The organism is Streptomyces montanisoli (assembly GCF_017813245.1).
GTDB lineage: Bacteria > Actinomycetota > Actinomycetes > Streptomycetales > Streptomycetaceae > Streptomyces > Streptomyces montanisoli.
The window spans coordinates 1-10,319 of the sequence record NZ_JAGIQL010000192.1; the positions used below are offsets into that span (position 1 = coordinate 1).

Consider the following 10,319-nt stretch of genomic DNA (forward strand, 5'->3'; position numbering starts at 1 on the left):
AGGCCCGCGCACGCCGCGCCGGCGGCCGCCCGGTCCTGCGCCGCTGCTCCGCCCCCTCCCGAGGCCGAGCCAGAGCCTGATCTCCGTGCCGCCGAGCACCGAGCGCCCGACCCGCACGTCGCCGCCCGTCGACTCGGCGGCCCGGCGTGCGATGTCGAGGCCGAGCCCCGTGGAGCCGTCGCGCCCACCGCTGTTGCCGCGTGCCAGCGCGGCCCCGGGGTCCTGGATGCCGGGCCCCGCGTCGGAGACCAGCACGATCACCGCGTCACGCGCCCGGTGCACGTCGACCGCGAAGGACGTGCCCTCGGGCGTGTGGCGGAACACGTTGCCGAGCAGCGCGTCGAGCGCCGCCACCAACTCGGCGCGCGCGACCGGCACGCGCGCGGGCTCGTCCGCGCCCGCGACCCGCACGGTGCGGCTCTCGTCCTCGGCGAGCGCCGACCAGAACTCCATGCGCTCCCGCACGACCTCGCTCGCGTCGCAGCCGGTCACCACCCTCGTGGCGGCCGTACGCGGCTTCGCCTCGCGCGCCGTCCTGATGACGGTGTCGACCTCGCGCTCCAGCTGGGCGACGGCCTGCCGCGTCTGCTCGGCCGCGGACCCTTCGCCGAGTGACGCCGCGTTGAGGCGCAGCACCGTCAAAGGGGTGCGCAGCCGGTGCGAGAGGTCGGCCGCGAACTCGCGCTCCGCGTCGAGCAGCTGGACGACCTGGTCGGCCATGGCGTTGAACGCGGCGGCCGCCGAGCGCAGTTCCGGCGGCCCCTCCTCGGGCACACGCGCGCCCAGCGCGCCTTCACCGAGCGCCTGGGCCGCGCCCGCGAGCCGCCTTGCGGGCTGCACCGTGCGGCGGCCGAGCCGGTCGGCGAAGGCCACAGAACCCACCACGAGCGCGCATCCCACCCCCGCGAGCACCAGCCACGCCGTGGCCACGCCCCGGGTGACGTCGGCCTCCGGCACGTAGACCTCCACGACGGCGGTGACGCCCGTGGACAGCGCGGTCGGCTGGAGCAGGGCGAACCCGCCGCGCACCGGGGAGATGGAGGCGCGGCCCACGCGTTCCACGGTACGGACGTCACCCGCCGCCGCCCTGCCCGTGCCGAGTTCGAAGCCGGACGCCCCGTGCGCGCCGGGCACGTGGACGGCCATGCGGCCGTCGGACCCGGCCTGCGTGGAGAGCACGGCGCGCTCCAGCCTGCCCCGGTCGGTGGTGATGGCGAGTGCGGGCCCGAGGGCCGCGGCCTGCCGCTCCGCGTTGGTGAACACGCGGTCCCTGGCCATCTCCCTGACGACGAGGCCGAGGGGGACGGCGAACGCGAGCACCACCATCACGCTCACCGCGAGCACCACCTTGACCAGTGCCCACCTCATCGGGCGGCGGCACCAGGCAGTGGCGGTTCCAGCTTCACACCGACCCCGCGCAGCGTGTGCAGGTAGCGCGGTCGCGCCGCGGTCTCCCCGAGCTTGCGCCGCAGCCACGAGAGGTGGACGTCGATGGTCTGGTCGTCGCCGTAGGACTGCTGCCACACCTCGGCCAGCAGCTCCTTGCGCGGGACGACCACGCCCGGTCGTCCCGCGAGGAACGCGAGGAGGTCGAACTCGCGCCGTGTGAGGTCGAGTTCGGCGCCGTCCAGGGTGGCGCGGCGGCGCAGCGGGTCGACGCGGAGGCCGCCCACCTCGACGGCACTGTCCCGCGGCGTCTCGCCCGCGGGCGAGACTCGGGAGCGGCGCAGCACCGCCGCCATGCGGGCGGACAGCACGTCCACCGAGAACGGCTTGGTGAGGTAGTCGTCCGCGCCGGCGTTCAGCAGCCGGACGATCTCCGTCTCGTCGTCGCGCGCGGTGGCGACGATCACCGGCACCTCGGTGATGCCGCGCAGCATCTTGAGCGCCTCGGATCCGTCCAGGTCGGGCAGGCCGAGGTCGAGGACGACGACGTCGAACGTGAAGTGGGCGACCTCGCGCAGGGCTTCGAGGGCGGTGCCCACGCTGCGCACGGTGTGGGCCGCCTCGGTCAGGTGCCGGATCAGCGCGGACCGCACAAACTGGTCGTCCTCGACCACGAGCACTCGTGCCATGGCCCGCACCGTACGCCATCGCTACGCCATCCGGGTGAGACAGGCCGCAGGCCGGTGGTGCACCATGTCCGTGATGCGCCAGGCACTCGTCCCCGTCGTCGCGTGGTCGCTCGCCACGGGCGCGGCGGTCACGCTGTCGTGGTGGGGCGTGCACTCCGTGATGGCGGGCACCGCGTACGACCCGCCGCGCGCCGTGCCGATCGCCGCGGGCGCCACGTCACCCCCGCCGCCGCCGCTCGTCCCGGCGACGCGGCGGCCGCGCTCCCCGTCGGCCACGCCCGCCGGCTCGCACGCCCCGGGCCGTCACGGGACGTCCGTTCCCTCACGCAAGCCGTCGCCCTCCTCGCCGGCTCCGTCCCCCTCGGCGACGGGCGGGCAGGGTTCCGGCACGGTGAAGAGCTACGAGATCGCGGGCGGCCGGGCGGTCTTCGACGTCAGTGCGGACGCGGCGTCGCTGGTGTCGGCGACGCCCGACGCGGGGTGGCGGATGCAGACGTGGACGCAGCCCGAGTGGGTGCGCGTGACGTTCACGAAGGGGCGGCGGGAGTCGTCGGTGTTCTACACCTGGAACGGCCATGCGCCGGCGGTGGCGTTCGACAGCCGGTAGGTCGGCCGCCCGCCGCGGCTCACCGCCGCGGCTCACCGCCGCGGCCGCCCGCTCAGTCGAACGTGCCGGGCGGCGGCAGGGGCGACGGCTTCGCGTCCGCGTCCCTCACGACCGCGGCGCCCCCGGTGAAGTCCGCGAGGTCGCGCCCGTGTTCGACCCGGCCCGCGTGCGGGTCCGTCGCGACGCGGCGGGTCAGCTCGGCGACCGGCAGGGCGGTGTCGGCGGCGAACAGCACCGCGTTGCCGAAGCGCTTGCCGCGCAGGACGGCCGGGTCGGCGGCGAGCGCGAGGTGCCCGAACGCCGAGGCCGCCGTGGCGATCTGGCCGCGCAGGTACGCGAGCGGCGGCCCGTCAGCCACGTTCGCCGCGTACCAGCCGCCCGGCGCGAGCACGCGCCGTACCTCGGCGAGGAACTCGGCCGAGGTCAGGTGGGCCGGGGTGCGGGCGCCGGAGAAGACGTCCGCGATCACGAGGTCCGCCCAGCCGTCCCTGGTCTTCGCGAGCCCTTCGCGGGCGTCGGCCGTGCGCACCTTGACGCGCGCGGCGGGGTCGAGCGGCAGGCGGGCCCTGACGAACGCGACGAGCGCAGCGTCGGCCTCGATCACCTGCTGGGTCGACCTGGGTCTGGTCGCGGCGGCGTAGCGGGCCAGGGTGAAGGCGCCGCCGCCCAGGTGCAGCACGCGCAGCGGCTGCCGCGCGGGGGCGATCAGGTCGACGGCGTGCCCGAGCCTGCGCTGGTAGGCGAAGTCGAGGTGGCCGGGTTCCGCGAGGTCGACGTGCGACTGGGGCGCGCCGTCGAGCAGCAGCGTCCAGGCGCGGGGGCGTTCGCGGTCGGGCACGAGTTCGGCCGTGCCGCCGTCGACGCTCTCCCGGGCGGGCAGGGCGTCCTTGGCGGGAGCGGCGTCCTTGGCGGACGGGTTGCCCTTGGACGGACGGCTTGCCTTGCGTGCGTTCCTGGCCACGGCCTCATTATCGCGGAGGCACAGGTCAGCTGTGCCCGTCGGCTCAGCTGCGGCCGTCGGCTCAGCTGCGGCCGTCGGCTCAGCTGCGGCCGTCGGCTCAGCTGTGCCCGTCGGCTCAGCTGCGGCTGTCGGCCGCCTCGATGGTGCGCGCGGCCTCGTCGAGCGCCTCGCGCAACCGTGCGGGGTCGGTGAGCGGCCCGTCGGAGGCACCGGGCGGCAGCAGCCAGCCCGCGCCGACGGCGGGCGGCTCGGACGGCAGGCGCAGCCCGCGCCCGTCGGTCCCGGTGCAGGCGCTGCCCGGCACGTCCCACGCCTCGGCGGTGCCGGGCGGCACGAGGAAGCCGACCGTGTCGCAGGGCCCGTCGTGGAGGACGGGCCCGACTGCGGGGTCGTCGCCGCGGCGCAGGATGTCCACCGCTTCGAGGCCCCGGCGCACGGGGACCGTCACGAGGTCGGGGGCCTGTTCCGCGGTGTCCTGTTCCGCGGTGTCCCGTTTGACGGTGTCCTGTCTGACGGTGGCCTGTTTGGCGGTGGGGCCTCCACGGCCCGGAGGGCCCGACCACAGGGCGCCGCTCGTCACGGCGGCGCACGGCGCGCCGGTGTCCTGCCCCGGCCGCCGGCCGGTCGTCGTGTGCGGCCCATGGCTGGCTTCCATGCCGACCTCCACCTTCACCTCAAACAAGGCAGACCCTCCTCGTCGAGTCGTCGAGCGAGACACATCGCACGCCTACGGAGGGTTCAACGCGCGGCGGCGTCAACGGCTACGGCGGAACGCCGCCGCAAAGGATGGCACTTCATGGCAGATCACGGGTGAGATATCCCGTTTGTGGTCAAACGCTGTGTGTGCGGCCCGTCACAGCGGGTACGTTCTTGCCCCGCGCGAAGAGAGGCTCGGCCATGGCAACGTCACCGGCAGTCCCCAATACCGCCTTCCGGCGGATGAGGGGCTCCCGCTCTCCCGGGGAGTTCGCGGCGGCGGTGCGCAGAGCGGCCCGGGACATCGGCGAGCAGGTGGCCTGCGACGCGCGGTACGTGGGGCGCGTGGAGTCGGGCGAGATCCGCTGCCCCAACTACGCGTACGAGCGGGTCTTCCTGCACATGTTCCCCGGGAAGTCTCTTGCCGACCTGGGCTTCTTCGCTCGCGAGACGGTACGGGGCAGGGGCGCGGCCACACGCACGGCGGCCCGCGACACGCCCGCCGCCGAGGGCGCCCGCGATGCGGGCGGCTCCCCCGGCACCGGCGGGCCGGAGGAGAGCGACATGCTGCGTCGGGCGTTCATGGCGAGCGGCAGCGCCGGTGTGGCGTGCGTGACCCTCGGGGTTCCCGGCCCCCGCGACGGCGCACGCGCGGGCGGCCACTCCGGCACCTCCGGCCGCGCCGGCCATCCCGGCGGCCGCATCGGCGAGCCCGAGGTGCGCGCCGTCGAGGAGGAGGTGCGCAGGATCCGCCTGCTGGACGACCGGCATGGCGCCGACGGGCTTTTCCGGCGCGCCACGGAGCCGCTGCGCGCCGCGTACGCGCTGCTCGACTCGGGCCATGTGGCGCAGCGCGCGCTGTCGGACCGGCTGCACGCAGGCGCCGGCGAACTGGCCGTCTCCGTCGGCTGGCTGGCGCACGACTCGGGCCGCTTCGACCAGGCGAGGTCCCACTACGCGGAGGCCCTGGCCACCGCGCGCGTCGCCGACGACCCCGCGCTGGAGGCGCACGCGTTCTGCAACACGTCGTTCCTCGCGCACGACTGCGGCAAGCACCGCGAGGCGGTACGCGCCGCGCAGGCGGGCCGCAGGGCCGCACAGCGGCTGGGGACGCCGCGCCTGCTCGCGCTGCTCTCGATGCGGGAGGCGGCGGGATGGGCGGGTCTCGGCGACCGGAGCGCGACCGCGAGCAGCCTCGCGCGGGCGCACGCCTACTTCGAACGCGGCACGTGCGACGACGATCCCGAGTGGATGTCCTTCTTCGGCGCGCCCGAACTGGCCTGGCAGGAGGCCCGCTGCCACGCGGCCCTGGGCGACTGGCCGAGGGCGGCGCGCCACGCGTACCGGGCGACGGCGATCCAGGACGGGCACTTCGCGCGCAACCTGGCGCTCTACCGCGTTGAGCTCGCGATGGCGCTGGCGCACTCGGGGTCGCCGGACGAGGCGGCCGCGGCGGGCCACGCCGCGCTCGACCTGCTCGACGGGGACTCCGCGTCCGGCGTCCGCTCGTCCCGCGTCCAGGGGATAGTGACGACGACGGCACGGGTGCTGCTGCCGCAGCGGCGCGTGCGCGGCGTGGGCGACTTCCTCACACGCTCCGGCGCGGGCACGGGCCGCCCGGTCTGACGGCCGCGTCCGGCCCGACATACCGTCCGGCCACCCCGGGTGCTGGTCACGGCCTCACTTGCCCCAGCCGCCCCCGTACGCCCTGCTCGACCCGACCGAAGCGCGCAGTGCGGTGCGCAGGCCGGGCACAACACCGTCGAAGTACGTGTCGAGCGCGCCGAGCGCCCGCCTGTGCCTGAACCGCTCCTTCAGGCCGAACACGCTGAACTCGTCGCTCGCGGCGGCGAGTACGGCCATCACCACGTCGTCCAGCAGGAGGGACGCCGGGTCCGCGCCCGACAGCGCCGTGTCGCGGACGCGGTCCCGCAGCGCCTTCACACCGTCCACGTCGTTGACGGTGACCTGGTGGGTGGAGAGCGGGTTCAGCGACCTGCCCTCGGCGGGCGTGACGGCCCCTGCCGCCGCCAGCTGCTCGCGGACCGCCGACTCGGCCTCGTACGCCTTGTGGTGGACGAGCGTGAACCAGCTCCGCGGCTTGCCCGCCGTCACATCGCCCCACACCTCGGCGAGGAAGGCGTCCCCCGGCGGCGAGCCGGCGCTCGGCACGGCCTTGCCGTCCTCCTCGCACAGCAGCCCGCCGACGGCCATCTCGGCCAGCGCCCCCGCACGCAGCAACTGGCCCCTGCCCTGCAGGTCCACGGCCCTGAACGTGCCCTTGTCCACGTCGTAGCCGAGCAGGTAGAGCCGCTGCGGCAGCGTCTCGTTCATGGCCCTCCTTCAGGATCGCCCCACCGGCGGCCCGTGTCGCGGCCTGCCGGCGTCCGTGCACTCCACACTCCCGGCAGGGGGCCGCCGGATCGAGTGCGGTCCGTCACCGATGCGGATGACACTTGTCATGCGAGGCCCGCCGCGCTACGGCGCGGTGACCCGGTGCTCCCGCAGGTGTGCCAGCACCGCGTGGTTGGCCTCCCAGCCGTCCGGGAACTTGATGCTCACCCCGAGTTGCACGGGCTCCGTGGAGGGGTGGTCGTCGAGCAGTTCGGCGACGCCCTCGCGGCACACCACCACGCACGCGTGACGGTGGCGGGACGTGAGGACGCACAGGCGGCCCGTCTCCAGGTGGAACGCCGTGGCGTCGGGGCGGCCCGAGAGCGGGTGCAGGACGACCGTCACGTCGAACTCCCGCCCCTGGAGGCGGTTGGCCGTGTCCACCGCGACACCCGTCACGCCGAGCTCCGTGAGCGCCGCGCGCACGGCGGCCGCCTGGTCGCGGTGCGCCGTCCCCACGGCGACGCGGTCGGCCGTCACCGGCACGGGCTCACCGGCCCGTTCGCTCGTCGCCACGCAGCCGCGGTCCAGCAGCCTGCGCACCACCGCGGCGACCGCGTGCACCGCCTCGGGGTCGGTGCGCGGGGTGCGGCGGGCGGGCAGTTCGAGCAGGCCCCAGCCGGACGCGGCCGCCTCGTCGAGCACCCGGTCGGTGCCCGAGCCGTCCGACGCGACGCCGAACGCGAGGGTGCGGTCACCGGCTTCCGTGCCGCTGCGGAACGGCGTGTACGGGTAGAACGCGGCGGACACCAGCGGCGCCGCCGACGCCGACAGCCGCCACGACACCGGCAACCGGTGCTGCGGCAGGTCCGGGTTGTGCGCGAGCAGCGTGGACACCGCGCTCGCCGACGGGTCGTACGAGAGCCCCGCCCACTGCTCGGCGCCGACGACGCTGAACGGGTCGAGCTGGCCCGGGTCGCCCACGAACAGCGCACGCTCGAACAGCCCGGCGACGGCGAGCAGCGCGTCCGACCTCATCTGGTACGCCTCGTCGACGATCGCATGGCCCCAGGGCTCGACGCCCTGCACGTGCGCCCACTTCGCGGCCGTCGAGACGACGACGTCGAGGCCCGCGAGGTCGGCGGCGCGCGACGACTTCCGCACGTGTTCGAGGGCGTCGAGCGCCGGGTCGTAGGCGTCGGGGTCGCTGCTGTGCAGCCGTCCGACCGGCAGCTCGGGGTCCTTCTCCGCGAGGCGCAGCACCAGGTCGTCGACCTGGGCGTTGGTCTGCGCGACCACCATCAGCGGCCGCCCGGCGGCGGCCAGTTCGCGGGCGGCGCGCACAACGAGCGTGGACTTGCCCGCGCCCGGCGGGGAGTCCACGACCACGCCCCGCGCGGTGCCGTGCAGGGTGTCGTGGAGGATCGCGTCGGTGGCGCGCGCGGCAGCGGCGGCGGGGTCGGTGCCGTCCACCGCGTACATCGCGGGCGTCGCGGTGGCGGGGCCCGTCATCGTGGTGTCCTGTGCGAACGGGCGGACGCGGCGGCACGGTTCACAGGAAATCCTCCTCGGTCACCCGGTCGGGTTCCGGCCATGCGGCGTCCGGGCCCGAGCGGCCTTCTTCGCGGGCGGCCGGGAGCGCCGGGCGGCCGGCCGTCTCGGGCGGGCCGCCGTGCGTCCAGGGCGTCTCCTCCGGGTCCGGCAGCTTCGGGCCGCCGCGCACGTCGTGCTCGAACAGCGTCCACGCGATCACGTCGCCCTTCTCCGGCACCGATCCCTCGGCCGGCACCTTGGCCCTGCCCATGCGGTCGGTGATGCGCAGGACGACCGCGTCCGCCTCGTACCGTACGAACACCGCCGTCTGCGGTTTGCCGCCGAGCGAGCGGTACACCTTCGCGCGCTCCCCGAGGCGGGGTCCGTCGTCGCTGCGCACCGTCACCAGCGGGCGCGGCGCCGGGCGTTTGCCCTCGCTGTACTCGAGGACGACGTCCGTGACCTCGCCGACGAACGCCTGGCCGGCCAGGCGGTGCCCGGCGAGCACCAGCGGGTCGTCCAGCGCCTCGGCGGCTTCGAGACGTGTCTGTGCCGCCTCGCGCGAGGCGAGTTTCCGTGCGGCCGTGACCGCGTCGTCGCGGCGCGGCTGCGGCGGCTCGCCGGCGCGCACCCGGTCCCGGTGCCCCGTGTACGACCAGCGGTCGCCGGTCCAGCGGTCCTTGACGCGCGCGCCCGCGGGAAGCGCCCGCAGCAGGTCGATGCCGCGCCACACCGCGTCCCACGTGGGCCGCATGACCTCGGCGAGCAGCCCGCGTACGTCGCGCTCGGCGGCCGCCGCCCTGGCGAGCTGCTCCTCCGCGTACGCGCCGTCCTCGGCGGCGGCGAGCTGCCGGCGCGCCAGGTCGTAGCGGTCGACGGCGGGCGCGAGCAGCCTGTTGTCGAACGCGGGGTCGGTCGCGGGGCCCGCCGGCGGGCACAGCAGCTGCCCGCGCGCGTCCCTGCCCGTCTCGGCGCGCAGCGCGGCCTGCGCGCCGTTGAGTCCGTCCGGGGGGTCGATCCACGCGAGCAGGGCGCCCAGGTGCTGGTCCTCCAGGTTGGACTGGCCGCTCGCCCAGTGGCGGTTCAGCAGGTCCGTCATCGCGAGCAGCAGCGCGGAGCCGGGGACGCGGGCGCGCTCGCCGTAGTGCGTCAGCCAGCGGCCGAGCAGCGGCACGCGCGGGGGCGCGGGGTAGGGCGCGTCCGGGTCGTCCTCCGCGGTGCGGCGGAACCGCATGGACCGGCCGAGCAGGCGCACGAAGTCGATGCCCGGCCTGCTGGGCACGATCAGCTGCGGCGCGTCGGCGCACAGCTCGGTCTCGACCTTGACGCGCTTGCCCGTCTCCGGGTCGGTCTCGGTGCGCTCGGCCGCCTCCACGTCGTCGGCGTATGCCTCAAGGACGGGCAGCACGGCGTCCGCGAGCTCGGCGAGGAACGCGAAGCGCAGGTCGCGGTCGCGCGGCTGCGCCACCGTGAGCAGCCGGGGCGCGTCCCTGTCGGTGCCGACGAGCGCGCCGAGCGGCGCGCCGGCCTCGCCCGCCGTGGTCAGCGGCACGAGGACGAGGGGACGGTCCGCGAGGTGGCGGTGGCGCACGGTCGCAAGCGGCTCGGCACGCCCGCCGGCGACCGCTTCGAGCCTGGCCAGCGTGGACATCAGCGACATGGGCCGGCCCCTTCCGCGCCGGGCGCCTCACGCGCGCCGTCTTCCGCGCAGGCCGCCTGCTCCGCGCCAGGCGCCTGCTCCACGCCTGGAGCCTCGCCCGTGCCGCGTCCCGCGCCGGGCCCCTGCTCCACGCCAGGAGACTCGCGCAAGATGTCCTCCCCGCCGGACGCCTCGCCCGCGCCGTGTCCCCCGCCGGACGCCTGCCCCACACCAGGCGCCCCGCGCGAGATCTCGTACCCGCCGGCCGCCTCGCGCGCGGCCCCTTCCGCGCCGGGTGCGTCACCGGCCGCCTGCCCCACGCCCGGAGCCTCGCCCGCACCGTGTCCCCCGCCGGCCGGGCGTCTCAGGCCGCCGGCCGGCCGTCTCAGACCGGCGGCCGCGGGTCGTACTGGATGCCGCGCCGCACCTCGCGCGCACGCTCGGCGGAAGCGAGCCGCGCGACGAGGTGGAGAG

Annotated in this window: 9 protein-coding genes; 2 read left to right on the top strand and 7 right to left on the bottom strand. The window is 75.9% G+C overall.

What is annotated here, in order from left to right; all coding sequences use genetic code 11:
- Both JFN87_RS28950 and JFN87_RS28955 read right to left on the bottom strand, forming a co-directional pair.
- The coding region (locus tag JFN87_RS28950; protein WP_209344775.1) for a sensor histidine kinase at positions 1-1,368 on the bottom strand (1,368 nt) is incomplete at its 3' end.
- Complete coding sequence (locus JFN87_RS28955; protein WP_209344777.1) at positions 1,365-2,075, bottom strand: response regulator transcription factor; 711 nt, start codon at positions 2,073-2,075, stop codon at positions 1,365-1,367. The genes JFN87_RS28955 and JFN87_RS28950, both read right to left, overlap by 4 nt.
- A gap of 73 nt (positions 2,076-2,148) precedes the next feature.
- Between JFN87_RS28955 and JFN87_RS28960 the strand changes: the two genes are divergently transcribed.
- A complete protein-coding gene (locus JFN87_RS28960; protein ID WP_209344779.1) occupies positions 2,149-2,682 on the top strand; it encodes a hypothetical protein in 534 nt (177 codons plus the stop codon).
- Between the two features lie 52 nt (positions 2,683-2,734).
- Here the strand turns inward: JFN87_RS28960 and JFN87_RS28965 are convergent, their stop codons facing one another.
- Together JFN87_RS28965 and JFN87_RS28970 are read right to left on the bottom strand one after the other, a co-directional pair.
- Positions 2,735-3,562 (bottom strand): spermidine synthase, encoded by an 828-nt coding sequence (locus tag JFN87_RS28965; RefSeq protein WP_245182371.1) that lies wholly within the window; start codon positions 3,560-3,562, stop codon positions 2,735-2,737.
- A gap of 196 nt (positions 3,563-3,758) precedes the next feature.
- Positions 3,759-4,298 carry a hypothetical protein gene (locus JFN87_RS28970; protein ID WP_372449300.1) on the bottom strand — a complete coding sequence of 180 codons (540 nt, stop codon included), beginning with the start codon at positions 4,296-4,298 and terminating at the stop codon, positions 3,759-3,761.
- Positions 4,299-4,540: 242 nt separating this feature from the next.
- On the opposite strand from JFN87_RS28970, the gene JFN87_RS28975 reads away from it, so the two are divergent.
- Positions 4,541-5,965 (top strand): NsdA family TPR-like regulatory protein, encoded by a 1,425-nt coding sequence (locus JFN87_RS28975; RefSeq protein ID WP_209344783.1) that lies wholly within the window; start codon positions 4,541-4,543, stop codon positions 5,963-5,965.
- Between the two features lie 54 nt (positions 5,966-6,019).
- Here the strand turns inward: JFN87_RS28975 and JFN87_RS28980 are convergent, their stop codons facing one another.
- The 3 genes from JFN87_RS28980 to JFN87_RS28990 form a co-directional block, all read right to left on the bottom strand.
- The gene (locus JFN87_RS28980; RefSeq protein ID WP_209344785.1) at positions 6,020-6,673 is read right to left on the bottom strand and encodes a GOLPH3/VPS74 family protein; all 654 of its coding nucleotides are present in this window, start codon (positions 6,671-6,673) and stop codon (positions 6,020-6,022) included.
- A gap of 144 nt (positions 6,674-6,817) precedes the next feature.
- A complete protein-coding gene (locus JFN87_RS28985; RefSeq protein ID WP_372449301.1) occupies positions 6,818-8,185 on the bottom strand; it encodes an AAA domain-containing protein in 1,368 nt (455 codons plus the stop codon).
- Positions 8,186-8,225: 40 nt separating this feature from the next.
- Positions 8,226-9,866, bottom strand: coding sequence for a hypothetical protein (locus JFN87_RS28990; RefSeq protein WP_209344787.1), 1,641 nt, complete (start codon positions 9,864-9,866; stop codon positions 8,226-8,228).
- Between the last annotated feature and the right edge of the window lie 453 nt (positions 9,867-10,319).